This is a genomic window from Pseudomonas sp. WS 5010, from assembly GCF_012985565.1.
Lineage (GTDB): Bacteria > Pseudomonadota > Gammaproteobacteria > Pseudomonadales > Pseudomonadaceae > Aquipseudomonas.
In genome coordinates, this window is the sequence record NZ_JAAQWQ010000005.1 from 243,256 (window position 1) to 267,835 (window position 24,580).

23 protein-coding genes are annotated in these 24,580 nt (G+C 59.6%); 10 read left to right on the plus strand and 13 right to left on the minus strand.

The window, feature by feature from the left end; genetic code table 11:
* Nucleotides 1-11: 11 nt before the first annotated feature.
* The 5 genes from pyk to gcl form a co-directional block, all read right to left on the minus strand.
* Entirely contained in the window at nucleotides 12-1,427 is a 1,416-nt protein-coding gene (gene pyk, locus HBO11_RS17985) for a pyruvate kinase (protein ID WP_169956445.1), read from the minus strand.
* Nucleotides 1,417-2,697: a glycerate kinase gene (locus HBO11_RS17990; RefSeq protein ID WP_169956447.1), complete on the minus strand. Its 1,281-nt coding sequence runs from the start codon at nucleotides 2,695-2,697 to the stop codon at nucleotides 1,417-1,419. Before HBO11_RS17990 ends, pyk begins: the two co-directional genes overlap by 11 nt.
* Nucleotides 2,698-2,865: 168 nt before the next feature.
* Complete coding sequence (locus tag HBO11_RS17995; RefSeq protein WP_169956449.1) at nucleotides 2,866-3,756, minus strand: 2-hydroxy-3-oxopropionate reductase; 891 nt, start codon at nucleotides 3,754-3,756, stop codon at nucleotides 2,866-2,868.
* Between the two features lie 149 nt (nucleotides 3,757-3,905).
* Nucleotides 3,906-4,688: a hydroxypyruvate isomerase gene (gene hyi / locus HBO11_RS18000; RefSeq protein ID WP_169956451.1), complete on the minus strand. Its 783-nt coding sequence runs from the start codon at nucleotides 4,686-4,688 to the stop codon at nucleotides 3,906-3,908.
* A 10-nt stretch (nucleotides 4,689-4,698) separates the two neighbouring features.
* A complete protein-coding gene (gcl, locus tag HBO11_RS18005; RefSeq protein ID WP_057438849.1) occupies nucleotides 4,699-6,474 on the minus strand; it encodes a glyoxylate carboligase in 1,776 nt (591 codons plus the stop codon).
* 268 nt (nucleotides 6,475-6,742) lie between these two features.
* Between gcl and HBO11_RS18010 the strand changes: the two genes are divergently transcribed.
* Nucleotides 6,743-7,183 carry a heme-binding protein gene (locus HBO11_RS18010; protein ID WP_169956453.1) on the plus strand — a complete coding sequence of 147 codons (441 nt, stop codon included), beginning with the start codon at nucleotides 6,743-6,745 and terminating at the stop codon, nucleotides 7,181-7,183.
* A gap of 117 nt (nucleotides 7,184-7,300) precedes the next feature.
* Here the strand turns inward: HBO11_RS18010 and HBO11_RS18015 are convergent, their stop codons facing one another.
* Nucleotides 7,301-7,759, minus strand: a complete 459-nt coding sequence (locus HBO11_RS18015) for a transposase (RefSeq protein WP_169956455.1) — start codon at nucleotides 7,757-7,759, stop codon at nucleotides 7,301-7,303.
* Nucleotides 7,760-7,962: 203 nt separating this feature from the next.
* A complete protein-coding gene (locus HBO11_RS18020; protein ID WP_029292641.1) occupies nucleotides 7,963-8,568 on the minus strand; it encodes a TetR/AcrR family transcriptional regulator in 606 nt (201 codons plus the stop codon).
* Between the two features lie 134 nt (nucleotides 8,569-8,702).
* Between HBO11_RS18020 and HBO11_RS18025 the strand changes: the two genes are divergently transcribed.
* Nucleotides 8,703-9,617: a DUF808 domain-containing protein gene (locus HBO11_RS18025; RefSeq protein WP_169956457.1), complete on the plus strand. Its 915-nt coding sequence runs from the start codon at nucleotides 8,703-8,705 to the stop codon at nucleotides 9,615-9,617.
* Nucleotides 9,618-9,620: 3 nt separating this feature from the next.
* Here the strand turns inward: HBO11_RS18025 and HBO11_RS18030 are convergent, their stop codons facing one another.
* From HBO11_RS18030 to HBO11_RS18045, 4 genes are all read right to left on the minus strand, one after another.
* Nucleotides 9,621-10,091 carry a hypothetical protein gene (locus HBO11_RS18030; protein WP_169956459.1) on the minus strand — a complete coding sequence of 157 codons (471 nt, stop codon included), beginning with the start codon at nucleotides 10,089-10,091 and terminating at the stop codon, nucleotides 9,621-9,623.
* 160 nt (nucleotides 10,092-10,251) lie between these two features.
* On the minus strand, nucleotides 10,252-11,298 hold the full coding sequence (locus HBO11_RS18035) for a hypothetical protein (RefSeq protein ID WP_169956461.1): 1,047 nt from the start codon (nucleotides 11,296-11,298) through the stop codon (nucleotides 10,252-10,254).
* A gap of 312 nt (nucleotides 11,299-11,610) precedes the next feature.
* Nucleotides 11,611-12,399 carry a VacJ family lipoprotein gene (locus tag HBO11_RS18040; RefSeq protein WP_169956463.1) on the minus strand — a complete coding sequence of 263 codons (789 nt, stop codon included), beginning with the start codon at nucleotides 12,397-12,399 and terminating at the stop codon, nucleotides 11,611-11,613.
* The gene (locus HBO11_RS18045; RefSeq protein WP_169956465.1) at nucleotides 12,392-13,690 is read right to left on the minus strand and encodes a serine/threonine protein kinase; all 1,299 of its coding nucleotides are present in this window, start codon (nucleotides 13,688-13,690) and stop codon (nucleotides 12,392-12,394) included. Before HBO11_RS18045 ends, HBO11_RS18040 begins: the two co-directional genes overlap by 8 nt.
* A 237-nt stretch (nucleotides 13,691-13,927) precedes the next feature.
* Here HBO11_RS18045 and HBO11_RS18050 point away from each other — a divergent pair, with 237 nt between their 5' ends.
* A complete protein-coding gene (locus HBO11_RS18050; RefSeq protein WP_169956466.1) occupies nucleotides 13,928-14,296 on the plus strand; it encodes a hypothetical protein in 369 nt (122 codons plus the stop codon).
* Between the two features lie 80 nt (nucleotides 14,297-14,376).
* On the opposite strand, the gene HBO11_RS18055 is transcribed toward HBO11_RS18050, so the two are convergent.
* Nucleotides 14,377-15,930 (minus strand): glycosyl hydrolase family 17 protein, encoded by a 1,554-nt coding sequence (locus tag HBO11_RS18055; RefSeq protein WP_169956468.1) that lies wholly within the window; start codon nucleotides 15,928-15,930, stop codon nucleotides 14,377-14,379.
* Between the two features lie 273 nt (nucleotides 15,931-16,203).
* Here HBO11_RS18055 and HBO11_RS18060 point away from each other — a divergent pair, with 273 nt between their 5' ends.
* The 3 genes from HBO11_RS18060 to HBO11_RS18070 all read left to right on the plus strand — a co-directional run bounded on the left by HBO11_RS18060 (nucleotide 16,204) and on the right by HBO11_RS18070 (nucleotide 19,287).
* A complete protein-coding gene (locus tag HBO11_RS18060) occupies nucleotides 16,204-17,055 on the plus strand; it encodes a glycine betaine ABC transporter substrate-binding protein (protein WP_169956470.1) in 852 nt (283 codons plus the stop codon).
* Between the two features lie 265 nt (nucleotides 17,056-17,320).
* Nucleotides 17,321-17,632 carry a DUF485 domain-containing protein gene (locus tag HBO11_RS18065; protein ID WP_029292656.1) on the plus strand — a complete coding sequence of 104 codons (312 nt, stop codon included), beginning with the start codon at nucleotides 17,321-17,323 and terminating at the stop codon, nucleotides 17,630-17,632.
* On the plus strand, nucleotides 17,629-19,287 hold the full coding sequence (locus HBO11_RS18070) for a cation acetate symporter (RefSeq protein ID WP_133714242.1): 1,659 nt from the start codon (nucleotides 17,629-17,631) through the stop codon (nucleotides 19,285-19,287). Before HBO11_RS18065 ends, HBO11_RS18070 begins: the two co-directional genes overlap by 4 nt.
* Before the next feature lie 244 nt (nucleotides 19,288-19,531).
* Here HBO11_RS18070 and gltA read toward each other — a convergent pair whose 3' ends face one another.
* Entirely contained in the window at nucleotides 19,532-20,821 is a 1,290-nt protein-coding gene (gene gltA, locus HBO11_RS18075; RefSeq protein WP_003222994.1) for a citrate synthase, read from the minus strand.
* Nucleotides 20,822-21,185: 364 nt separating this feature from the next.
* Between gltA and sdhC the strand changes: the two genes are divergently transcribed.
* Genes sdhC through HBO11_RS18095 form a run of 4 tightly spaced genes read left to right on the plus strand, consistent with a single transcriptional unit; the run spans nucleotide 21,186 to nucleotide 24,414 of the window.
* Nucleotides 21,186-21,560, plus strand: coding sequence for a succinate dehydrogenase, cytochrome b556 subunit (gene sdhC, locus HBO11_RS18080; RefSeq protein WP_003172804.1), 375 nt, complete (start codon nucleotides 21,186-21,188; stop codon nucleotides 21,558-21,560).
* Entirely contained in the window at nucleotides 21,554-21,922 is a 369-nt protein-coding gene (gene sdhD, locus HBO11_RS18085; protein WP_029292670.1) for a succinate dehydrogenase, hydrophobic membrane anchor protein, read from the plus strand. Before sdhC ends, sdhD begins: the two co-directional genes overlap by 7 nt.
* 3 nt (nucleotides 21,923-21,925) lie before the next feature.
* Complete coding sequence (sdhA, locus tag HBO11_RS18090) at nucleotides 21,926-23,698, plus strand: succinate dehydrogenase flavoprotein subunit (protein ID WP_076963916.1); 1,773 nt, start codon at nucleotides 21,926-21,928, stop codon at nucleotides 23,696-23,698.
* Between the two features lie 11 nt (nucleotides 23,699-23,709).
* Entirely contained in the window at nucleotides 23,710-24,414 is a 705-nt protein-coding gene (locus tag HBO11_RS18095; protein ID WP_169956472.1) for a succinate dehydrogenase iron-sulfur subunit, read from the plus strand.
* Nucleotides 24,415-24,580 lie beyond the last annotated feature (166 nt).

A 24,580-nucleotide genomic window follows, 5' to 3' on the forward strand; every position in this document is an offset into this window, starting at 1 on the left:
CCGAACAGACGCTAGATCAACGTCTCGATACGCAGCGAGTTGGTCGACCCCGGCTGCCCAAACGGCACCCCCGCGGTGATCAACAGCGTATCCCCACGCTGCGCCATGCCTTGGGCCTGGGCGATTTCCAGCGCTGTGGAACACACCTCGTCCACCTGCCGCAAGCGGTCATTGACCACCGAATGCACGCCCCAGGCCACGCTCAAGCGGCGCGCGGTGGACAGGTTCGGCGTGAGGTTGAGGATCGGCACCGCCGGCCGCTCCCGCGCCGCGCGCAGGCTGGAGCTGCCCGACTCGCTGTAGTTCACCAGCACCGCCACCGGCAGGATGCTGCTGATCCGGCGGATCGCGCAGCTGATGGCATCGGACACGGTGGCGTCGGCCTTGGGCCGGCTTACATCCAGTTGGGTCTGGTAGTCCGGGCCGTTCTCCACCTGGCGGATGATCTTGCTCATCATCTGCACGGCTTCCAGCGGGTATTCGCCGGACGCGGTTTCGGCCGAGAGCATCACCGCATCGGTGCCCTCGGCCACGGCATTGGCCACGTCCGTGACTTCGGCGCGGGTCGGGGCCGGCGAGAAACGCATGGATTCGAGCATCTGCGTGGCCACCACCACCGGTTTGCCCAGTTGGCGGCAGGTGCTGATGATGTCTTTCTGGATTTGCGGCACGCTTTCGGCCGGCACTTCCACACCCAGATCGCCTCTGGCGACCATGATCGCATCGCTCAGCTCGGCGATTTCCTGCAGGTGGCGCACCGCCGAGGGCTTCTCGATCTTCGCCATCAAGAACGCCTTGTCGCCGATCAGTTCGCGCGCTTCACGGATGTCTTCGGGGCGTTGCACAAACGACAGTGCCACCCAGTCCACACCCAGTTCCAAGCCGAAACTCAGGTCGCGGCGGTCCTTGGCGGTCAGTGGGCTGAGCTCCAACAAGGCTTGTGGGACGTTCACCCCTTTACGGTCGGACAGTTCGCCGCCATTCAACACCGTGGTGTCGATCGCATCGGCATGCTTGGTAATCACCCGCAGGCGCAGCTTGCCATCATCGAGCAACAGGTCCATGCCCGGTTCCAGGGCCTTGATGATTTCCGGGTGGGGCAGGTTGACCCGCCGCTGGTCGCCCGGCGTGGGGTCGAGGTCCAGGCGCAACGCCTGGCCACGCACCAGTTGCACCTTGCCCTCGGCGAAACGCCCGACCCGCAGCTTCGGCCCTTGCAGGTCCATCAGGATCCCCAGCGGGTAATTGAGCTGGCGCTCGACCTGGCGGATCCACTGGTAGCGCTGGGCATGGTCGGCGTGATCGCCATGGCTGAAGTTCAGGCGGAAGATATTCACCCCGGCTTCCACCAGCTCGCGGATGTCATCGATACCGTCGGTGGCCGGCCCCAGGGTGGCGAGGATTTTGACTTTCTTGTCAGGCGTCATGGGCAGCAGTCTCAAGTATCAAAATGGCGCGGAAGTCGTTGACGTTGGTACGGGTCGGCTCGGTGACGATCAGCGCGTCGAGTGCCGCGAAATAGCCGTAGCCATTGTTATTGTCCAACTCATCGCTGGCCGACAGGCCCAGGGCCTCGGCGCGGGCGTAGCTGGTGGGGGTCATGATTGCCCCGGCGTTGTCTTCGGAACCGTCGATGCCGTCGGTATCACCGGCCAGGGCGTACACGCCAGGCAGGCCCTTGAGGCTGTCGGTCAGGCTCAGCAGGAACTCGGCGTTGCGTCCGCCACGGCCATTGCCGCGCACGGTCACGGTGGTCTCGCCGCCGGAGAGGATCACGCAGGGCGCCGCCAGCGGCTGGCCGTGCTGCACGATCTGCCGGGCGATGCCGGCGTGGACCTTGGCCACATCCCGCGCTTCGCCTTCCAGGTCGCCGAGGATCAGCGGGCTGAAGCCGGCCTGGCGCACTTTGACCGCCACCGCTTCCAAGGACTGTTGCGGCCGCGCGATCAATTGGAAATGGCTGCGCGCCAGGCACGGGTCACCGGGTTTGACGGTCTCTGACTCCGGGTTCTGCAACCAACTGCGCACCGAGGCTGGCACTTCGATCTGGTAACGCTTGAGGATCGCCAGGGCCTGTTGCGAGGTGCTCGGGTCGCCGACGGTCGGGCCGGAGGCAATCACCGTGGCCTGGTCGCCCGGCACATCGGAAATCGCGTAGGTGTAGACCGTGGCCGGCCAGGCGGCCTTGGCCAGTCGCCCGCCCTTGATCGCCGAGAGGTGCTTGCGCACGCAATTCATCTCGCCGATGGTCGCGCCGGATTTGAGCAGGGCTTTGTTGATGGCTTGTTTGTCGGCCAGGGTGATACCCGCCGCCGGCAACGCCAGCAGCGCCGAACCGCCGCCGGACAGGAGGAAGATCACACGGTCGTCTTCGCCAAGGTTGCTGATCAGTTCCAGCACGCGCTTGGCCACGGCCTGGCCAGCGGCATCGGGCACGGGGTGCGCGGCTTCGACCACTTCGATTTTCTGGCAGGGCGCGCCGTGGCCGTAGCGTGTGACCACCAGTCCCGAAACCTCGCCCTGCCAGCTGTTTTCCACGACCAGGGCCATGGCGGCCGCAGCTTTACCCGCGCCGATCACGATCACGCGGCCGCTGCGGTCGGCGGGCAGATAAGGTTCGAGGACTTGCCGGGGGTGGGCAGCGTCGATGGCTGTGGCAAACAGCTCGCGAAGCAGGTGTTGCGGATCGACCGACATAAGCGGGCTCCCGGGTTCTTGTTATTGGGTTTGCAACGTGGAATGAGGGCCAAATGTGGGAGCTGGCTTGCCTGCGATGGCGGTGTGTCAGGCGATTAATCTGTCACTGAACGACCGCTATCGCAGGCAAGCCAGCTCCTACCAGGGATTGCATTGAAAAAGGGGCGGTTACTTATCGCGAATCGAGAAATTCGCCATATGTTCCAGGCCCTTGATCAGCGCCGAATGGTCCCAGTTGCCGCCGCCAATCGCGGTGCAGGTGCTGAACACTTGCTGGGTGCCGGCGGTATTGGGCAGGTTGATCCCCAGCTCCTTGGCGCCGGCCAGGGCCAGGTTCAGGTCCTTCTGGTGCAGGTTGATCCGGAAACCCGGGTCGAAGGTGCCCTTGATCATCCGCTCGCCATGCACTTCGAGAATCTTCGAGGAGGCGAAGCCGCCCATCAGCGCTTCGCGGACCTTGGCCGGATCGGCGCCGTTTTTCGCGGCGAACAGCAGCGCTTCGGCCACCGCCTGGATGTTCAGGGCAACGATGATCTGGTTCGCCACCTTGGCGGTCTGGCCATCGCCATTGCCACCCACCAGGGTGATGTTCTTGCCCATGCTCTGGAACAGCGCCAGGGCGCGTTCGAAGGTCTGCGGCTCGCCACCGACCATGATGCTCAGGGTCGCGGCCTTGGCGCCGACTTCACCGCCGGACACCGGTGCGTCGAGGTACTGCGCGCCAGTGGCGTTGATCTTGGCGGCAAAGGCCTTGGTGGCGGTGGGCGAGATCGAACTCATGTCGATCACCACTTTGTTCGGCGACAGGCCAGCCGCTACGCCGTCGGCGCGGAACAGCACGTCATCGACCTGGGGGGTATCGGGCACCATGACGATGATGAATTCCGCTTCCTGGGCCACTTGCTGCGGGTTGGCCAGGGCCACGGCACCGGCGGCGACCAGCTCGGCGGGCGCCTTGCCGTGGTGCTCGGAGAGGAACAGTTGGTGACCTGCTTTCTGCAGGTTCGCGGCCATGGGTTGGCCCATGATGCCGGTGCCGATAAAGCCGATTTTAGCCATGATGAAGTCCTCTTTTTATTCGTTATGCAGGTTTTGCACTGCCCCCGTGGGAGCTGGCTTGCCTGCGATGGCGCCACCTGGGTATGCCTGATACACCGAGGTGTCTGCATCGCAGGCAAGCCAGCTCCTACAGGTTTTTATGGTGTTGGTCAGATCGCGTTATGGCTCTTGAGCCAGCCAAGACCAGCCTCGGTAGTGGTCAACGGCTTGTACTCACAGCCGACCCAACCCTGATAGCCAATGCGCTCCAGATGCTCGAACAGGAACCGGTAGTTGATTTCACCGGTGCCCGGCTCGTTGCGCCCCGGGTTGTCCGCCAGCTGGATATGGTTGATCTGATCCAGGTGCGTGGCCATGGTGCGGGCCAGGTCGCCTTCCATGATTTGCATGTGATAGATGTCGTATTGCAGGAACAGGTTGGCGCTGCCCACCTGTTCGCGAATCGCCAGGGCCTGTGCGGTGTTGTTCAGGTAGAAGCCGGGAATGTCGCGGGTGTTGATCGCTTCCATCACCAGCTTGATGCCCACCGCTTGCAGCTTGTCGGCTGCGTACTTGAGGTTGGCGACGAAGGTTTTTTCCAGGGTGGCGTCGTCCACGCCGGCAGGGCGAATCCCCGCCAGGCAGTTGATCTGGGTATTGCCCAGTACCTGGGCGTAGGCGATGGCCAGGTTGACCCCAGCGCGAAACTCCTCGACCCGGTCCGGGTGGCAGGCCAGGCCGCGCTCGCCGCTGGCCCAGTCACCGGCGGGCAGGTTGAACAGCACTTGGGTCAAGCCGTGGGCGTCGAGCTGCGCCTTGATTTCGGCGGAGCTGAACTCATAGGGGAACAGGTATTCCACCCCGCTGAAACCGGCATCGGCGGCGGCTTTGAAGCGGGCGAGAAAGTCCTGTTCGGTGAACAGCATGGACAGGTTGGCGGCAAAACGCGGCATGGGGTTCTCCTTAATCGAGCAATGAAATGGCAGTCGGTGCGTCGTTGCCCACCAGTGCCAGATCTTCGAATTCATTGACGGCGTTGATCTCGGTGCCCATGGAAATATTGGTCACGCGCTCCAGGATGATCTCGACAATCACCGGCACCTTGAACTCTTCGATCATTTCCTGGGCCTTGCGCAGCGCGGGCTGGATCTGGCCCGGCTCGAACACACGCAGGGCCTTGCAACCCAGGCCTTCGGCGACGGCAACGTGGTCGACGCCATAACCGTTGAGTTCCGGGGCGTTGAGGTTGTCGAAAGACAACTGTACGCAGTAGTCCATTTCAAACCCGCGTTGGGCCTGGCGGATCAGCCCCAGGTAGGAGTTGTTCACCACCACGTGGATGTACGGCAGCTTGAACTGCGCGCCCACGGCCAGCTCTTCGATCATGAACTGGAAGTCATAGTCGCCGGACAGCGCCACTACCTTGCGGCTCGGGTCGGCCTTGACCACGCCCAGCGCAGCGGGGATGGTCCAGCCCAGCGGGCCGGCCTGGCCGCAGTTGATCCAGTGGCGTGGCTTGTAGACGTGCAGGAACTGCGCACCGGCAATCTGCGACAGGCCAATGGTGCTGACGTAGCAGGTGTCTTTGCCGAACACCTGGTTCATCTCTTCGTACACCCGTTGCGGCTTGACCGGGACGTTGTCGAAGTGGGTCTTGCGGTGCAGGGTGGCTTTGCGCTGCTGGCAATCGTGCAGCCAGGCGCTGCGGTCCTTGAGCTTGCCGGCGGCTTTCCACTCGCGGGCCACTTCGATAAACATCGTCAGCGCGGCACCGGCGTCGGACACGATGCCCAGGTCCGGGGTGAACACCCGGCCGATTTGCGTCGGTTCGATGTCGACGTGAATGAACTTGCGACCCTCGGTGTACACCTCCACCGAGCCGGTGTGACGGTTGGCCCAACGGTTGCCGACACCCAGGACCACGTCGGACTTGAGCATCGTAGCGTTGCCATAACGGTGCGAGGTTTGCAGGCCGACCATGCCCACCATCAGCGGGTGATCGTCGGGAATGGTGCCCCAGCCCATCAGCGTCGGGATCACCGGGATACCGGTCAGCTCGGCGAATTCCACCAACAGTTCGCTGGCGTCGGCATTGATCACGCCGCCACCGCTGACCAGCAGCGGGCGCTCGGCCTGATCGAGCATCGCCAGGGCCTTCTCGACCTGGATCCGCGTGGCCAGTGGCTTGGCCAGGGGCAGCGGCTGGTAGGCGTCGATGTCGAACTCGATCTCGGCCATCTGCACATCGAATGGCAAGTCGATCAGCACCGGGCCGGGGCGGCCGGAGCGCATTTCATAGAAGGCTTTCTGGAACGCATACGGCACCTGGCCAGGTTCCAGCACGGTGGTTGCCCACTTGGTCACTGGCTTGACGATGCTGGTGATGTCCACGGCCTGGAAGTCTTCCTTGTGCATGCGGGCACGGGGCGCTTGCCCGGTGATGCACAGGATCGGGATCGAATCGGCCGAGGCGCTGTACAGGCCGGTGACCATGTCGGTGCCCGCCGGGCCCGAAGTGCCGATGCACACGCCGATATTGCCGGCCTTGGTGCGGGTATACCCCTCGGCCATGTGCGAAGCGCCTTCCACGTGGCGAGCGAGGACGTGATCGATGCCGCCGACCTTTTGCAGGGCCGAATACAACGGGTTGATCGCAGCGCCTGGGATGCCGAAGGCGGTATCTACACCCTCACGACGCATCACCAGGACAGCGGCTTCGATTGCTCTCATTTTGCTCATGGTTTTGGTGCCTCTTGCGTTTTGTAATTGTATACAAGTGGTGTTGCTTCAAAGTGTATTCACGGCGAGCTACGCAGGTCAATCCATTTTGTTCTCGGGCCTGTGCATTCGTCGGAAGGCTTTTTAGCGGGAGTATTTCGACGTGTGGTGCGTATGTTTCGAAATATTGTATACAAAAAATAAATCTATTGTGTTCTATTTGTTGCATCCGGTTTCTGATCAATCAGAGCCCCAAGGCTTTCTCAATAACAAGATAAGGACGGCACCCATGAGCGCTCTAACCTTGAAAGTCGCAGTCAACCTGGTCAGCCAGGCCATCACCGCAGGCCGCACCATTGCCGCTGCACCGCTGACCATCGCAGTGCTCGACAGCGGCGGGCACCTGATCACCCTGCAACGGGAAGACGGCGCCAGCCTGCTGCGCCCGCAAATTGCTATCGGCAAGGCCTGGGGCGCGATTGCCCTGGGCAAGGGCTCGCGTTTGCTGGCGCTGGATGCCCAGCAACGGCCGGCATTTATCGCTGCACTGAACAGCCTGGGGCAGGGCGGCGTGGTGCCGGCGCCGGGCGGGGTGTTGATTCGGGATCAGGAGGGGGTGGTGCTGGGGGCGATCGGGATCAGTGGGGATACGTCGGATATTGATGAGCAATGCGCGATCAGCGCGATTGAAGGGGTGGGGTTGTTGGCGGATGCGGGGGTGAGTGCTTGATTTCTCCGGGCTTGTAAGAACCTCATCGCAGGCAAGCCCGCTCCCACATTTTGACCTGTGAACACGGTCAAAATGTGGGAGCGGGCTTGCCTGCGATGCAGGCGAATAGGTCTCAAGTCAAAGCCAAATGGCATCCCAAAGCGGGTAGTCACCATATTTTTTGACAAGTCCTGCTCTTAGAGGATTTGCGACGATGTATCGAGCGATGCCTTCAAGGCTTTCTTCCCGGCGCACAGCATGATCATAAAAGCCGGGTTGCCACAGGCGTCCCTGTCGACCAGCTACTGCATTGACCACCCGGGTGCTCTTGGATTTCACCTGGCGCATCAAATCGGCCAGAGAGCCCTTATCCAGTGAAATCAGCCAATGGAAGTGATCAGGCATGACTACCCAGGCCAGCGAAGTCGCTAACCCTTGCCTTTGAGCGATTATGAATTGCTGAACCACCAATCGACCTAATCTGAAATCCTCGAATATCGGGGTGCGATCCAGTGTATTGGTGGTGAGGTGATAGATTTGATTAGGTTCGTTGTAGCGCCCGATGCGCAGGCGGTTTGATGCAGGTAGGTCAGGCATTCCATTGCCCCTCTCCAGAAGGTGTTCTGAGAGGCTAGATCTGGGAGGCTGAGTTGGGTGAGCAGGCTTTTGGCAGGATGTGTCTGAGCGATGCTATCGCGGGCAAGCCCGCTCCCACAGTGGACTTTCGGTGTTTGTACATTTTGTGTCTGGCACGGGACCTGTGGGAGCTGGCTTGCCTGCGATAGCCACACCACAGTCCATCAGTCCGGCTCACACCCCTTCAACACCAACCGAATAATCGTCTGCGCCGCCGCTTCATAATCGGCCTCATCCAGCTTGGCCTTGCCGGTCACCGCCGAGATCTGCCAGTCAAAGTCCGCATAGGTCTGGGTCGCTGCCCAGATGCTGAACATCAGGTGATGAGGATCAATGGCGGCGATCAGGCCGCGATCGACCCAGCTCTGGATGCAATCGATATTGTGCTTGGCCTGGGCGTTGAGTTGCTGCACCTGCTCGGGGCTCAGGTGCGGGGCGCCGTGCATGATTTCGCTGGCGAACACTTTCGAGGCAAAGGGCAGGTCGCGGGAGATGCTGATTTTCGAGCGGATATAGCCGCTCAGCACCTGCTTGGGGTCACCGTCCGGGTTGAAGGGAGTGGAGGCGGCCAGGATTGGCTCGATGATGCTTTCGAGCACCTCGCGGTAGAGGTTGTCCTTGGACTTGAAGTAGTAATAAACGTTGGGCTTGGGCAGCCCGGCCTTGGCGGCGATGTCGCTGGTTTTGGTCGCGGCGAAGCCCTTGTCGGCAAACTCCTCGCTGGCAGCCCGCAGGATCAGTTCTTTGTTGCGCTCGCGAATGGTGCTCATAGACCAGATGATTCCTTGCCAGGACAGGCGGTTGCGCATGGTAGCACCGGCGATCCGCGCGCCTCAAGAATCTGCCCGCGACGCTTTGTACCACGCTATGCTGCGAAATATCCCACATTTAGGACGTCCGATTCATGGCAGGAAGCAGCTTGTTGGTATTGATCGATGACATCGCCGCCGTCCTCGATGACGTGGCCTTGATGACCAAAATGGCCGCCAAGAAAACCGCCGGGGTGCTGGGGGATGACTTGGCGCTCAATGCGCAGCAGGTTTCTGGTGTACGCGCCGAGCGGGAAATCCCGGTGGTGTGGGCCGTTGCCAAGGGCTCGTTTATCAACAAGCTGATCCTGGTTCCCGCCGCGCTGTTGATCAGCGCCTTCGCGCCATGGGCGGTCACGCCACTGTTGATGCTCGGCGGCGCTTATCTGTGTTTCGAAGGCTTTGAAAAACTCGCCCATAAATTCCTGCACAGCAAGGCCGATGATCAGGCTGCACATGCCCAGTTGGTCGAAGCCGTGGCCGACCCCGCAACCGACCTGGTGGCGTTCGAGAAAGACAAGATCAAGGGCGCGATCCGCACCGACTTTATCCTCTCCGCCGAAATCATCGCCATCACCCTGGGCACCGTGGCTGATGCACCGTTGATGCAACAAGTGATCGTGCTGTCGGGCATCGCTCTGGTCATGACCATCGGCGTGTACGGCCTGGTCGCCGGTATCGTCAAGCTCGACGACCTGGGCCTGTGGATGGCGCAAAAGCCCGGCCAACTGGTGCGCGATATCGGCAACGGGTTTGTACGAACCACACCGTACATGATGAAAAGCCTGTCGGTGATCGGCACGGCGGCGATGTTCATGGTCGGTGGCGGCATCCTGACCCACGGCGTGCCGGTGGTGCATCACTGGATTGAGAGTGTGAGCCAGAGCATCGGTGGCATCAGTTGGCTGATGCCGACCTTGCTCAATGCCATCGCGGGGATCATCGCCGGGGCGGTGGTGCTGGCGCTGGTGTCGGTGGCGAGCAAGGCGTGGCGTGCCTTGAGGGGTTAGGTGCTATTGCAACGCGCTGTAGCCTTTTTCGCTGAATGCCTTGAGCAGTTGCGCTTCCGAGCCTGCTGAAACACTGCCGAACTGGCCGAAACCCTGAGCGTGCTGATCGCTTTGCTGGCTCGGGCCCTGACGCTCCAAGCCTTCGCGGCCATCAATGTAGGTTGCCACTTGCGCCAGGTTATAGGCGGCGTTGGCGCGTGAGTCGGGGTTTCGATTGGCTGCGCCCCAATCGCCGGTTTGCTGCTTGAGCTGATTGATGAAGTTGCTCGCGAAAGGACCGTCTTGCTTGAGGATGTCCTTGAGGATCGGCGTGTCCTTGAAGATTTGTCCTGCGCTGCGATCATCGCCGGCCGGTCGACCATAGGCGCCTCTGGGGGCGTCCAGAGAAGGTTTTGTTGAGGCTTGGGACTCTGCGGCGGGAGTAGCGGGGGTGCTGGGTGCCGTGATGGGGGGGTGGGAAACCGATATCGTCATGTTGAAGTTCCACTGGAAAGTTCGAGGTGGGTAGCGGGAAGTCAGCCTGTTTTGTGTCAGGCTGACCTGCGCGCGTGCCTGGGTTTTCAGTGGCAAACAGGTACGAAATGGTTCCTGGTGGTGGGGGGCGTCGCTCGGTAAGGTGCGGGGTGTATGGTATTTAAGGGGTTTCGTTCGGCGCTGTGGATGAGTTGAGTAACTCATAGCCATCCTTTAAGGTTACTTGAAGCAAATAGCTCTTATCTGCGGTGTCTTTGTGGGCCCACACATTACCGTGATTAAAAGCTGGGGACTTTAGACTAATATTTGTAGTCGGTTCATTTAGACTATCAATGTAGTTGGCTATATAGGCAAGGTTGTACGCTGCATCTGCCCGTGCCTCAGGGTCTTTGTTGTTTTTACTCCAGTCTCCGATATGTTTCTGAAGTTCTTTAAGGTTTTCGCCGGATTTAACCAGTGCGTTGACAATCCGATCTGCTGTAGCAAGTAATGGATTGTCCCTCAAGATATCCTCGGCGCTTCGATGATCGCCACGGGGTCGCCCCGTGGCGTGGGTTGGCCTTACATAAATCTGCTGCTCACCTTTGAACTCCAGGCTGGCGTAGCCATGTTCGATAAATTTTGTGAGCAGCGCGTGTTCGGAGTCCTTTCGGATGGATGGTTCACGAAATGGAGGGTAGATCGCTTCGTCTGGGTGTTGTTTCTTGAACGGTACAATCTGTTCGTTACCAGAATAACCACTGAGAAAACCATCGTTGTGTTGGCTTGCCAGTACGGCATGCGCGTCTTTGGAGTCAATGAAGTTGAACAGGCGCGCAGCATTGTAAGCCGCATCGGCGCGGGCTTGCGGGTCCTTGTTGGCGATTGTCCAGTCGCCGGTATGTTTGTAGATACCTTGCTTGTAGGCGTCGGGCAGGGGTCTGTGCTCTGGGCCACGTCGGTAAATACTTGGTCGCATTTCCAGGTGTTTAAGAGTGGGGTTGGCATTGATGATTTGCTCCGCCGTTCGGCGATCTCCTGCTGGTCGACCGGTTGCCGCGGTGGGGCGCGTCGCGCTGTCGAGATCTCCCAAGGCTGGCGGTTGAAGAGTCTCAGGAGTTGAACGCTCAGGACATGTTGCCTGGCTAGTGTTGGTGTTTATGTTGCAAACTTGGTTGGATAGTAATTGCTGAATAATACCGAGCCCGGTAAAAAATCTGATGTCCATAAGCGTATCCTTCTTACTGGGTTTTTAGTGCTGGAATTTAATGGGCGCAAGGCGACAGCTGTTAACTTTCTTGATTTAAGTGGTGGGCGATGTCGTGTGGTTCCACTTCTTTTATTTCAGATGTTAATCAGGTTTTGTTGTGATGATTAACTATAAAAGTAGTTTGTAGGGGGGCGATAGATAAGCGTTGACTTAATGGATGAGATTCGTAGGAATAACGCGTTTAGATAAGTGGGCGGGATGCAAGGATGTTCCATTGACCTCGGGGGCAGGGCCGGGCTGCGAACAGCCGCGGCCTGCGATGGCTACAGGTTACTCGGCAATCTGCAACTTGCGCGACTCGGTATACACATACCGCACTTTTTCATACTCGAACGGCGAGTTCATCTGGCCGTAGCGAAAGCTCGTCTGGTAGCGCTTGTCCACCGCACGCAGGGCCCAGATTTCCGGGTGGTTGGAGCTGACTTCGGCGACGTTGAGGTAGTTGATCTGGGTTTCTGCGGTGTAGTCCACCAACAGGCCGCCGGTGTCGCGCAGGTTGGACGGGCCGAGGATCGGCAGGATCAGGTAGGCGCCGCCGGGAACGCCGTAGAAGCCCAGGGTCTGGCCGAAATCTTCGCTCTGGCGCGGCAGGCCCATGGCGGTGGCCGGGTCCCACAGGCCGGCGATGCCGAGGGTGGTGTTGACCAGCAGGCGGCCGGTGGTTTCCAGGGAGCGGTGGCCCTTGAGTTGCAGCAGGCTGTTCATTAGGTTGGGCACATCGCCCAGGTTGTTGAAGAAGTTGCTGACACCGGTGCGCAGGAAGCTTGGGGTGACGTAGCGATAACCGTCGACCACCGGCAGGAATACCCACTGGTCGAAGCGATAGTTGAAGTGGTACACCCGACGGTTCCACGACTCCAGCGGGTCGTAGACGTTGAGGGCGTTGAGGGTCGAGCGCTCGAACTCGCGCTGGTCCAGGCCAGGGTTGAACTTGAGTTTGCTCAAGGGCTCCTTGAAGCCATCCTGATCGACCACGGTCGGTGCGTGAGCCTTGCTGTTGTCCGCGTGGGCAACGCCTGCGCAGAGTAAGGCCGCAAGAAGCAGGAGATGTTTAGCCACGGAAGAACTCCAGCATGGCGTCGGCGTTGACGCGGTAATTGAGGTTGCCGCAGTGGCCGCCCAGTGGGTAGACGGTCAAGCGATCGCCGAAGGTCTTGCGCAGGAAGCCCAGGTCGCCGGGGCCGAGGATCACGTCGTCGGCGTTGTGCATCACGGCGATTTTCGGGCTGTCGCGCAGGTAATCCTCAAGGGCGTACAGGCTGACCTGGTCGATCAGTTGCAGCAGGCTGCCGCCGTCGGAGCGGGCGCGCCACATCGGGATCACTTGTTCGGTGAGGTAGCAGTCGAAATCACATTGCAGCGCACGCTTGAGGAACGGCGTGAGGCTGGTGCTTTCGGTAATCGGGTACTTGGGTGGGATGATCAGGCCGCGGCGGTTGATCAGGTCCGAGGTGAAGGCGATATCCGCCGCCGAGAAGCGGAACGAGGTGCCGATCAGCATCGCCATCTGCTCGTTGGTCAGGTGCTCCTTGGAGCTCTGGAAGTCGTAGAGCAGGGCGTCGTTGAGGTCGATGTAGCCTTTTTGCTGGAAGTAGCGGGTCAGCTTGTTCAACACCAGTTCATAGAAGGTGGTGCTGTTGTTGATGCCCTTGACCTCGGTCTGCACCAGTTTGTCGAGGTTGGTGATGGAGGTGTAGAGGTTGACCGGCGGGTTGAGCAGCAACACTTTCTTGAAGTTGAAGCTGCGGCGGGTTTCGTCCAGCTTGCTGACGAACGCCGCGTCCAGCGCGCCCAGGCTGTAGCCGGTGAGGTAGAAGTCGGTGACGGGCAACGAGGCATTTTGCGCGCGTACGGCCTGCATCACGCGGTACATGTCCTCGGCGTCTTCCTGGGTGATGCCGGGCGTGGCAAAGCGCGAGGCGGCGCTGATGAAGTCGAAGCTGGTGGGCGATGACAATTGGACGACATGGTAGCCGGCCTTGTAGTACAGCTTTTTCAGGTATTCGTTGAGGCTGCTGTCAAAGCGTGCACCGGTGCCGGCGATCAGGAAGATCAGCGGCGCGGCGCGGTCTTGCTTGGCAATGCGGTAGGTGAGCTTCTTCACCGGCCAGAAGTTTTCGGGCAGGCTGAATTCACGCTCCGGGCGCATGGTCAGGGTGTAGTCGGACTGGTTGATGTCATCGATGGATGGCAGATCCGGCCGCAGGTCCGGTGGTGTCGTGGCGATGGTCGCCTCGAACGGGTTGGTCAAAGGGTAGCCATAGCTGGCCGGATCGACATCGACCGCCAGTGCTGACGCACTCAAAAAAAGGCCACCCAACAGGGCAGCGCAGCGCAAGGAACGGAGCATGACTAAATCCCTAAGAGGAAAACGTGCTGAATGAAGTTCGCAGGCTATGACCACCGCGCTATCGCCGAAGTGCCAGCCATCGGCACTAAATATCGGAAATAAGCGTAGGAATCGAGCTAATAGTAGCCAGACGATACACTTTGGCACGCTTTGATGAATAGTTATCTGTGTGCAGCCCTTGCCAATGGCCCCGGGGAGATTAAGCTGGGCGCCGTTTTCGCCTATCGGAGTGCCCTTATGTCCCCTCGTTTGCCGCTGATTCTGCTGCTGTTGGCCTTGCCGTTATGGCTGGCTGCCAGTTATGGCGCCCGTTATGGGTTTATGGAGGATGGGCAGTGGGTGGGCATCTGCGCGGACGACGCCAGCCGCTGGGAATGCCAGTTGCGGGCCAATCTGGGGTTGATGATCCACTTCAAGGTCATGGGCTGGGCGGCGTTGGTCACGTCGGTGCTCGCGTTTTTGCTGCCAGGCCGCGCGGGATGGGGCTTGGCGGTGCTGGGGCTGGCGTTCGGGATTCCGGCGCTGGCGTTGTACAACACCAATTTTGCGGTGTTTGCGTTGGTGATTGCCGGGTTGCGGTTGGTCAGGGCGGCTCGGGCTGTCTGATAGGGCCAACCGCAGGCCAGCCAGCTCCCACATTTGAATGTATTCACAGATCAAAATGTGGGAGCGGTGCGATAGCGATCTCAGGGATTGCGCACCCGCAGGCAGCGCCACAAGGCTGCAACCATCAACCCACTGACCAGCGCCCAACCCAGGGCCTGCTGGTTCATCAAGCCTTCGCGATACAGCTGCGGTGCAATGCCGGCGCCGATGATGAAGGTCAGCAGGGCAATTTCCCGGCGTGGCCCGTTGACCGGGCGCAGCAGGTAAACCAGGGCTGGCAGTAGCAGGGCGGCGCTGGGGAAGCTGCGGTAACGCGGGTCGAATACCAGCGCCAGCATCATCACCGCCGTGGCGAACCCGGCAAATGCGATCAGCCAGCCGGCGCGTTGCTCCAGCCAGGCGAAAGCCCGGTCGCGCCAACCCTGGCGAGCGCTCAAGGCCAGGGCCCCATGGGCCAGCACCAACAGGTTAAGGGCCAGCAACAGCCCGGCCCAGATCCATTCATCAGTGAAACGCGCGGTCACCCGGGTCAGTTCGGCCCAACTGCCAATCGAACCCGCCGCGACCGCACCCAACAGCGGCAGCAACAGCGCGGCGCGGGTGCTGCGAACCCGTCCGCCGAGCGCCAGGGTACCCAGCAGGATCAGCCCGCCAACGCCCAGCCATAGCGGCCAGTACGGCACGTTGGTGACTGGGCCTGCGAGGATGCCCTTGTCCTGGCGATCGGCGTCAAACAGGCCCCAGTAACCGCCAACCGCACCTTCGCTGGCGCGTTTCCACGGTTGGTCAAAGGCTTCGATCAGGTTGTAGTGCCAGCCATTGGCTTCGGCCATGGCGACAAAACCGCGAATGAACTTGGCTTCGTTGACTCTGCTCGGCACGGCGGTTTCCCGCTGGCGGCCTTCGCTGGGCCAGCCGGTTTCGCCAATCATCACGTCCTTGGGGGCGAAGCGGTTGCCGAAGGTCTGGCGGATATCACCGACATGGCGCAGGGCCTGGTCGATGCCGGCAGGGTCATCTTCCCAATACGGCAACAGGTGGATGGTCAGGAAATCCACCGCCGGGGCGATTTCCGGGTGTTGCAGCCAGAACTCCCAGACGTCGGCGTAGGTGACCGGCTGCTGGATCTGGCTTTTGACCTTTTCGATCAGCTTCACCAGTTGCGTGGCGGTGATTTCCTTGCGCAGCAGCGCTTCGTTGCCGACGATCACCGACGTGACCACGTCAGGGTTGGCGTTGGCCGAGGCGATCAGCAGGTCGACTTCCTTGGCATTGTCCACCGGGTTGCTGTTGATCCAGGCCCCGATCATCAACTTCAGGCCGTGTTTGCGCGCCAGGTCCGGCAGGGCTTCGAGGCCGGTCATGGAGTAGGTGCGGATGCACTCAAAGCGCGTGGCCAGCAGTGCCAGGTCGGCGTCCATGCGCTCGGGGCGCAGTTTGAACGGCTGGTCGAACGGCGATTGGTCCTTGTCGAAGGGCGTGTAGGACGCGCATTGCAGCTTGTGGCTGGCGCTGGCCACATCCGGCAGTACCACTGGCTGGCCGAGGCCATACCAGTAGCCACCGAGTGCGAACAGGCCGAGCAGCAAGGCAAATATATAAGGCAGGAAGGGGAAGCGGGCGGTCGCGGTCATGGTCAGGCCGTGTAGGAGCAAAGGCGCGCATCTTACCTGCATTTGCCGGTTTTCAGTGGAGCCGCATAATTTTGACATGCAAAGTTCGAGCGGGATTTTGACGCGAGTTCCTACAAATTGTCCTGCTGGCTTTGTGATGTCGTTTCTTGCTCCGCTGAGGTCGTAGTCAGAGCAGGTCCGCAGGGGCGGCAGGTTGATGATCCAAAGGCACCACCTGACAACAGGTTGACGTCGCTCGGCATCCGCCGGGCGCAGCACTTTCGGGGAAGCACTATGAAGATGCGACGACTCTTGGGCGCAGCTGCCACGTTGGTAGTTGCGATGGGTTCCACACTGGCCAGCGCCGACAGCAAGACCCTGAGCATCGGCTATGTGGACGGCTGGTCGGACAGTGTCGCCACCACCCACGTGGCGGCTGAAGTGATCAAGCAAAAGCTCGGCTATGACGTGAAACTGCAGGCAGTTGCCACCGGGATCATGTGGCAGGGCGTGGCCACCGGCAAGCTCGACGCCATGCTTTCGGCCTGGCTGCCGGTGACCCATGGTGAGTACTGGACCAAGAACAAGGACAAGGTGGTCGACTACGGCCCCAACTTCAAGGATGCGAAGATCGGCTTGATCGTGCCGGAGTACGTCAAGGCCAAGTCCATCGAGGACTTGAAGACCGACACCACCTTCAAAAACAAGATCGTGGGCATCGATGCCGGTTCAGGCGTGATGCTCAAGACCGACGAAGCCATCAAGCAATACGGCCTGGACTACAAGCTGCAAGCCAGTTCCGGGGCGGCAATGATCGCCGAATTGACCCGTGCCGAAGACAAGCAAGACTCCATCGCAGTGACCGGCTGGGTGCCGCACTGGATGTTCGCCAAGTGGAAACTGCGCTTTCTTGATGATCCCAAAGGCATCTATGGCGCCGCCGAGACGGTTAATAGCATCGGCAGCAAGGGCCTGGAAAAGAAAGCCCCGGAAGTCGCGGCGTTCCTGAAGAAATTCCAGTGGGCCTCCAAGGATGAAATCGGCGAAGTCATGCTGGCCATCCAGGAAGGTGCCAAGCCTGATGTGGCGGCCAAGGATTGGGTGGCCAAACACCCTGAGCGTGTGGCCGAGTGGACCGCTCCGTAACACCCCCAAAAACGGTGGGAACGCACTTTGTGTAGGAGCGGGCTTGCCCGCGATTACGGTGGGTCAGTTGATGGATACCTGACTGATTCACCGCCATCGCGGGCAAGCCCGCTGCCACATAAGCTCGCTCGCGCAATTGTTTCTGGCCCCTGCCAAACCCTCGCTACACTGGTTCTAAGACTAAGGTCGTCTGGAACCTGTCCTGCAGCCGCATACAGTGGATACGTTCCAATAATAAAAAAGCTGTGCTGCGAGGATAAAAACAATGAACGACAGCATTTACCTCTCGATTCAAAACAGCCCGCGCTTCAAGGAGCTGGTGAGAAAAAGGGAAAAGTTCGCCTGGATTCTCTCGGCGATCATGCTTGGGCTGTACTCCGGATTCATCCTGTTGATCGCCTATGGACCGCAAGTCCTGGGGGCCAAGATCAGTCCTGAATCGTCCATAACCTGGGGAATCCCTATCGGGGTCGGGCTGATTGTCTCGGCCTTCGTTCTCACAGGCATCTACGTGCGACGCGCCAATGGCGAATTCGACGACCTGAACAATGCGATTCTCAAGGAGGCTGCGCAATGATCCGTCGTCTATTGGCTGTATTCGGCGCTTCGCTTTTTGCTCCTGCCGTTTGGGCGGCGGACGCATTGACCGGTGAAGTGCACAAGCAACCGCTGAACATTGCGGCGATCCTGATGTTTGTCGCCTTCGTCGGCGCAACATTGTGCATTACCTACTGGGCGTCCAAACGTAACAACTCGGCGGCCGACTACTATGCCGCTGGTGGCAAGATCACCGGTTTCCAGAACGGCCTGGCGATCGCTGGCGACTACATGTCGGCGGCGTCCTTCCTGGGGATTTCCGCGCTGGTGTTCACCTCTGGCTACGATGGCCTGATCTACTCGATCGGCTTCCTGGTGGGCTGGCCGATCATTCTGTTCCTGATCGCCGAGCGCCTGCGTAACCTGGGCAAGTACACCTTTGCCGACGTGGCGTCCTACCGCCTCGGGCAAACCCAGATTCGCAGCCTGTCGGCTTGCGGTTCGCTGGTGGTGGTGGCGTTCTACCTGATCGCGCAGATGGTCGGCGCGGGCAAGCTGATCCAACTGCTGTTCGGCCTTGATTACCATGTGGCGGTGATCCTGGTGGGTATCTTGATGTGCCTTTATGTGTTGTTCGGCGGCATGCTGGCCACCACCTGGGTGCAGATCATCAAGGCAGTGCTGCTGCTGTCCGGTGCCTCTTTCATGGCGCTGATGGTGATGAAGCACGTCAACTTCGACTTCAACATGCTGTTCTCCGAGGCGATCAAGGTTCACCCTAAAGGTGAGGCGATCATGAGTCCTGGCGGCCTGGTGAAAGATCCGATCTCGGCGTTCTCCCTGGGCCTGGCCCTGATGTTCGGTACCGCTGGCCTGCCACATATCCTGATGCGCTTCTTCACCGTGAGTGACGCTAAAGAAGCCCGCAAGAGCGTGCTGTATGCCACAGGTTTCATCGGCTACTTCTATATCCTGACCTTTATCATCGGCTTCGGCGCGATTCTGCTGGTCAGCACCAACCCGGCGTTCAAGGATGCAGCAGGCGCCTTGCTCGGTGGTAACAACATGGCGGCGGTGCACCTGGCCAATGCGGTGGGCGGCAGTATCTTCCTGGGCTTCATCTCGGCCGTGGCGTTTGCCACCATCCTCGCGGTGGTTGCCGGCTTGACCCTGGCCGGTGCTTCGGCGGTGTCCCATGACCTGTATGCCAGCGTGATCAAGAAGGGCAAGGCCAACGAGAAGGATGAGATTCGCGTGTCGAAGATCACCACTATCGCCCTGGCAGTCCTGGCGATTGGCTTGGGTATCCTGTTCGAAAGCCAGAACATTGCGTTCATGGTCGGCCTGGCGTTCTCCATTGCTGCCAGCTGTAACTTCCCGGTGTTGCTGCTTTCCATGTACTGGAAGAACCTCACCACCCGTGGCGCGATGATTGGCGGCTGGCTGGGCCTGGTCAGCGCTGTTGGCTTGATGATCCTGGGTCCAACCATCTGGGTCTCGATCCTGCACCATGAAAAAGCGATCTTCCCGTACGAATACCCGGCGCTGTTCTCGATGATCATCGCGTTCGTGGGTATCTGGTTCTTCTCCATCACCGACAAGTCGGCGGCGGCGGTGAAAGAGCGTGCGCTGTACTTCCCGCAGTTTGTGCGTTCGCAGACTGGCCTGGGGGCGAGCGGGGCGGTTAACCACTAAGCTTGTAGCTCAATAAGAAATGCCCCGGTCGAAAGGCCGGGGTATTTTTTTGCCTGGGGTTCTGTGTTGCCTGGGCTATTGCTTTCGCGAGCAAGCCCGCTCCCACAGTTGACCGCGTTCATCCTTTGAAATGTGGTCAACTGTGGGAGCGGGCTTACTCGCGAAAGCGGTCTGTCAGGCAGCACAAACAAAAACGGCCTCCACTAAGGGAGGCCGTTCTCAATGCAGCTAAGCAGTTGAATGCTTACTTGCGGTCTTCCAGCTTGGTAATGTCACGCGACTCGTAGCCGGTGTACAGCTGGCGCGGGCGGCCAATCTTGTACGGGCTGGAGAGCATTTCTTTCCAGTGGGAGATCCAGCCCACGGTCCGCGCCAGGGCGAAGATCACGGTGAACATGCTGGTTGGAATGCCGATCGCCTTGAGGATGATCCCCGAGTAGAAGTCGACGTTCGGGTACAGCGAGCGCTCGATGAAGTACGGGTCGGTCAGCGCGATCTCTTCCAGGCGCATGGCCAGTTCGAGTTGCGGATCGTTGTTGATGCCCAGTTCCTTCAGCACTTCGTCGCAGGTCTGCTTCATGACGGTGGCGCGCGGGTCGCGGTTCTTGTAGACCCGGTGGCCGAAGCCCATCAGCTTGAACGGATCGTTCTTGTCCTTGGCCTTGGCGATGAACTTGTCGATGTTGGACACATCGCCGATTTCATCGAGCATGGTCAATACGGCTTCGTTCGCACCGCCGTGGGCAGGGCCCCACAGTGCGGCGATGCCGGCGGCGATACAGGCGAACGGATTGGCACCCGAGGAGCCTGCCAGGCGCACGGTGGACGTCGAGGCGTTCTGTTCGTGGTCGGCATGGAGGATGAAGATCCGGTCCATGGCCTTGGCCAGCACCGGGCTGATCGGTTTGATCTCGCACGGGGTGTTGAACATCATGTGCAGGAAGTTTTCCGCGTACGTCAGGTCGTTGCGCGGGTACATCATGGGCTGGCCCATGGAGTACTTGTAAACCATTGCGGCCAGGGTGGGCATCTTCGCAACCAGGCGGATCGCGGAGATTTCGCGATGCTGCGGGTTATTGATGTCCAGGGAGTCGTGATAGAAGGCCGACAGGGCGCCGACTACACCGCACATGACGGCCATCGGGTGGGCGTCGCGACGGAAGCCGTTGAAGAAGGTCTTCAACTGCTCGTGAACCATGGTGTGGTTCTTCACGGTGCTGACAAACTGGGCCTTTTGCTCGGCTGTTGGCAATTCGCCATTTAGCAGCAGGTAGCAGGTTTCCAGGTAGTCCGATTTCTCGGCCAGTTGTTCGATCGGGTAGCCGCGATGTAGCAAAATGCCATTATCGCCATCGATATAGGTAATCTTCGACTCGCAAGAAGCGGTCGACATGAAGCCTGGGTCGAAAGTGAAACGGCCCGTGGCCGTCAGGCCCCGTACGTCGATAACATCGGGACCAACGGTGCCGGTTAAAATGGGCAGCTCGACGGGGGCTGCGCCCTCGATGATCAACTGCGCTTTTTTGTCAGCCATGTGGCCTCCTATTTATGCTTCAAATCATCAGACAGACCCCCCACGCAGGGCCCGCACCACTATATTGATATAAATCCAGATGTCAATTTGCCTAAAGTCTTGCCCCAGAAGGCTTTAACCGTACTTTTTCCTCGAAATTGCCTGCCGTTTACGCCTTTTATCCCGTCAGCGCAATCAGCTATTAGGGTGAGGAGCGCGCGTTGTCATTAGTAGCCTAACTGTCTATACTCGGCCACCGACCGCCAAGGGCTTTTGGGCTTGCTTTCATTGGGGGTCGCACTCCCTGGGTGGTGCTTACCTGACCAGTGCACTCCCCAACAACTTTGCCCTGATTGTTAGGGGCTCTTCAGTGTGAAAAAAAGCCGTGAATAGCCAACGACCTGTAAACCTAGACCTAAGGACCATCAAACTCCCCATCACCGGCGTTACGTCGTTCCTGCACCGTGTTTCCGGCATCATCCTGTTCCTGGGCTTGGGCATCATGCTTTATGCATTGAGCAAATCCCTGGGTTCCGAGGAAGGATACGCCGAGGTGAAGGCATGCTTGACCAGCCCGCTGGCCAAGTTCGTAGCATGGGGCCTCCTGTCCGCTCTGCTGTATCACCTGGTAGCCGGTGTGCGCCACTTGATCATGGACATGGGCATCGGTGAGACGCTGGAAGGCGGCCGCCTGGGCTCGAAAATCATCATCGCCATTTCCGTGGTGCTGATCGTTCTGGCAGGAGTTTGGATATGGTAACCAGCGTTACGAACCTTTCGCGTTCGGGCCTCTATGACTGGATGGCACAACGAGTGTCTGCGGTCGTTCTCGCGGCTTATTTCATTTTCCTGATCGGGTACCTCGTTGCAAACCCTGGCATTGGCTACGCCCAATGGCACGGTCTGTTCTCCCACAACGGGATGCGTATCTTCAGTCTGCTCGCCCTTGTGGCCCTGGGCGCTCACGCCTGGGTCGGCATGTGGACCATCGCGACCGACTACCTGACGCCGATGGCGCTGGGCAAGTCCGCGACTGCAGTACGTTTCCTTTTCCAGGCAGTATGCGGCGTCGCGATGTTCGCTTACTTCGTCTGGGGTGTGCAGATTCTCTGGGGTATCTGATTCATGGCTAACATTCCAACGATTTCTTTTGACGCCATCATTATTGGTGGTGGCGGCGCCGGCATGCGCGCTGCACTGCAGCTGGCCCAGGGCGGTCACAAGACAGCCGTGATCACCAAGGTGTTCCCGACCCGTTCCCACACCGTATCGGCCCAGGGTGGCATCACCTGCGCCATCGCTTCTGCGGATCCGAACGATGACTGGCGCTGGCACATGTACGATACCGTCAAGGGCTCCGACTATATCGGTGACCAGGACGCTATCGAGTACATGTGTCAGGAAGGCCCGGCTGCGGTATTCGAGCTGGACCACATGGGTCTGCCGTTCTCCCGCACCGAACAGGGGCGTATCTACCAGCGTCCGTTCGGCGGCCAGTCCAAGGATTACGGTAAAGGCGGCCAGGCTGCCCGTACCTGCGCGGCATCCGACCGTACCGGTCACGCACTGCTGCACACCCTTTATCAGGGCAACCTGAAAGCCGGCACCACGTTCCTGAACGAGTACTACGCAGTTGACCTGGTGAAGAACCAGGACGGCGCATTCGTCGGCGTGATCGCTATCTGCATCGAAACCGGTGAAACCACCTACATCCGCGCCAAGGCTACCGTTCTGGCGACTGGCGGTGCAGGTCGTATCTATGCTTCGACCACCAACGCCCTGATCAACACCGGCGACGGCGTTGGCATGGCCCTGCGTGCAGGCGTTCCGGTACAAGACATCGAAATGTGGCAGTTCCACCCAACCGGCATCGCCGGCGCCGGTGTACTGGTTACAGAAGGCTGCCGTGGTGAAGGCGGTTACCTGATCAACAAGCACGGCGAGCGTTTCATGGAGCGTTATGCTCCGAACGCCAAGGACCTTGCCGGTCGTGATGTGGTTGCCCGTTCGATGGTTAAAGAAATCATCGCCGGCAACGGTTGCGGCCCGAACGGCGACCACGTGATGCTCAAGCTCGATCACCTGGGCGAAGAAGTGCTGCACAGCCGTCTGCCAGGTATCTGCGAACTGTCCAAGACTTTCGCACACGTTGACCCGGTAGTTGCTCCAGTACCAGTAGTTCCAACTTGCCACTATATGATGGGCGGCGTGCCGACCAACATTCATGGCCAGGCGATCACCCAGAACGCCGAAGGCGTGGACGAGATCATCCATGGTCTGTTCGCTGTAGGCGAAGTGGCTTGCGTATCGGTTCACGGTGCCAACCGTCTGGGCGGCAACTCGCTGCTCGACCTGGTGGTATTCGGCCGCGCTGCCGGCCTGCACCTGGAAAAAGCCCTGACCGACGGCATCGAATACGATGACGCGACCGACGCCAATATCGAAGCTGCCCTGGCACGCCTGAACGCGCTGAACGAGCGCACTGATGGCGAAGACGTAGCAACCCTGCGTCGCGAGCTGCAAAGCTGCATGCAGAACTACTTCGGTGTATTCCGTACTGGCGAATACATGCAGAAGGGTATTGCCCAGCTGGCTGACCTGCGCAAGCGGATCGCCAACGTCAAGATCAACGATAAGAGCCAGGCGTTCAACACCGCTCGTATCGAAGCCCTTGAGCTGCAAAACCTGCTGGAAGTGGCTGAAGCGACTGCGATTGCCGCCGAGGTTCGTAAAGAATCCCGTGGTGCCCACGCTCGTGAAGACTTTGAAGATCGCGATGACGAAAACTGGTTGTGCCACACCTTGTACTTCCCGGGTGACAAGCGCGTAACCAAGCGTGCTGTGAACTTCTCGCCGAAGACGGTTCCGACGTTTGAACCGAAGATTCGGACTTACTAAGGGTGGCTGCCATGTTGAAAGTCAGTGTTTATCGCTACAACCCTGATCAGGACGCTGCGCCGTTCATGCAGGAATTTGAGGTCGATACCGGTGGTAAAGACCTGATGGTGCTGGATGTGCTGGCCCTGATCAAAGAGCAGGACGAAGGTTTCTCCTATCGTCGCTCTTGCCGTGAAGGTGTCTGCGGCTCCGACGGCATGAACATCAACGGCAAAAACGGCCTGGCTTGTGTCACGCCGCTGTCGGCCGTGGTCAAGAAGAACAAGCTTGTTGTACGTCCACTGCCAGGTTTGCCGGTTATCCGTGACCTGGTCGTCGATATGAGCATCTTCTACAAGCAATACGAGAAGGTGAAGCCATTCCTGCAGAACGACACGCCGGCTCCGGCCATCGAGCGTCTGCAGTCCCCGGAAGAGCGCGAGAAGCTCGATGGTCTGTACGAGTGCATCCTGTGCGCTTGCTGCTCGACTTCTTGCCCGTCCTTCTGGTGGAACCCGGACAAGTTCCTGGGTCCAGCTGCACTGCTGCAAGCCTATCGCTTCCTGGCAGACAGCCGTGACACCAAGACGTCCGAGCGTCTGGCTTCACTGGATGACCCGTTCAGCGTATTCCGCTGCCGCGGGATCATGAACTGCGTCAACGTATGTCCCAAAGGCCTGAACCCGACTAAGGCCATTGGTCACATCCGTAACATGCTGCTGCAAAGCGGCGTGTAAGACGTTGTAGTAAAAGCAGGACCGTTGTGCCCGTAAATGCTACGGCGCAGGCTTCAACCGGCGCCGTAGTTTTAACTTGAGCAGCGACTTACAAAGCCGCAGCTCTTATTTTGAAGAAATGAGACAAGCAGGGGCATTCGGGTTGGTACCCGAACTATCAGCGTGA

Coding starts and splice junctions, on each gene's coding strand:
- hyi (WP_169956451.1), bottom strand. CDS start 4,688: ATGCCGCGTTTTGCCGCCAACCTGTCCATGCTGTTCACCGAACAGGAC.
- HBO11_RS18035 (WP_169956461.1), bottom strand. CDS start 11,298: ATGGACATCAGATTTTTTACCGGGCTCGGTATTATTCAGCAATTACTA.
- sdhD (WP_029292670.1), top strand. CDS start 21,554: ATGGTAACCAGCGTTACGAACCTTTCGCGTTCGGGCCTCTATGACTGG.
- HBO11_RS18065 (WP_029292656.1), top strand. CDS start 17,321: ATGAACGACAGCATTTACCTCTCGATTCAAAACAGCCCGCGCTTCAAG.
- HBO11_RS18060 (WP_169956470.1), top strand. CDS start 16,204: ATGAAGATGCGACGACTCTTGGGCGCAGCTGCCACGTTGGTAGTTGCG.
- sdhA (WP_076963916.1), top strand. CDS start 21,926: ATGGCTAACATTCCAACGATTTCTTTTGACGCCATCATTATTGGTGGT.
- HBO11_RS18020 (WP_029292641.1), bottom strand. CDS start 8,568: ATGAGCACCATTCGCGAGCGCAACAAAGAACTGATCCTGCGGGCTGCC.
- HBO11_RS18055 (WP_169956468.1), bottom strand. CDS start 15,930: ATGACCGCGACCGCCCGCTTCCCCTTCCTGCCTTATATATTTGCCTTG.
- HBO11_RS18050 (WP_169956466.1), top strand. CDS start 13,928: ATGTCCCCTCGTTTGCCGCTGATTCTGCTGCTGTTGGCCTTGCCGTTA.
- gcl (WP_057438849.1), bottom strand. CDS start 6,474: ATGAGCAAAATGAGAGCAATCGAAGCCGCTGTCCTGGTGATGCGTCGT.
- pyk (WP_169956445.1), bottom strand. CDS start 1,427: ATGACGCCTGACAAGAAAGTCAAAATCCTCGCCACCCTGGGGCCGGCC.
- HBO11_RS17990 (WP_169956447.1), bottom strand. CDS start 2,697: ATGTCGGTCGATCCGCAACACCTGCTTCGCGAGCTGTTTGCCACAGCC.
- HBO11_RS18030 (WP_169956459.1), bottom strand. CDS start 10,091: ATGACGATATCGGTTTCCCACCCCCCCATCACGGCACCCAGCACCCCC.
- HBO11_RS18025 (WP_169956457.1), top strand. CDS start 8,703: ATGGCAGGAAGCAGCTTGTTGGTATTGATCGATGACATCGCCGCCGTC.
- HBO11_RS18045 (WP_169956465.1), bottom strand. CDS start 13,690: ATGCTCCGTTCCTTGCGCTGCGCTGCCCTGTTGGGTGGCCTTTTTTTG.
- HBO11_RS17995 (WP_169956449.1), bottom strand. CDS start 3,756: ATGGCTAAAATCGGCTTTATCGGCACCGGCATCATGGGCCAACCCATG.
- HBO11_RS18070 (WP_133714242.1), top strand. CDS start 17,629: ATGATCCGTCGTCTATTGGCTGTATTCGGCGCTTCGCTTTTTGCTCCT.
- gltA (WP_003222994.1), bottom strand. CDS start 20,821: ATGGCTGACAAAAAAGCGCAGTTGATCATCGAGGGCGCAGCCCCCGTC.
- HBO11_RS18015 (WP_169956455.1), bottom strand. CDS start 7,759: ATGCCTGACCTACCTGCATCAAACCGCCTGCGCATCGGGCGCTACAAC.
- HBO11_RS18010 (WP_169956453.1), top strand. CDS start 6,743: ATGAGCGCTCTAACCTTGAAAGTCGCAGTCAACCTGGTCAGCCAGGCC.
- HBO11_RS18095 (WP_169956472.1), top strand. CDS start 23,710: ATGTTGAAAGTCAGTGTTTATCGCTACAACCCTGATCAGGACGCTGCG.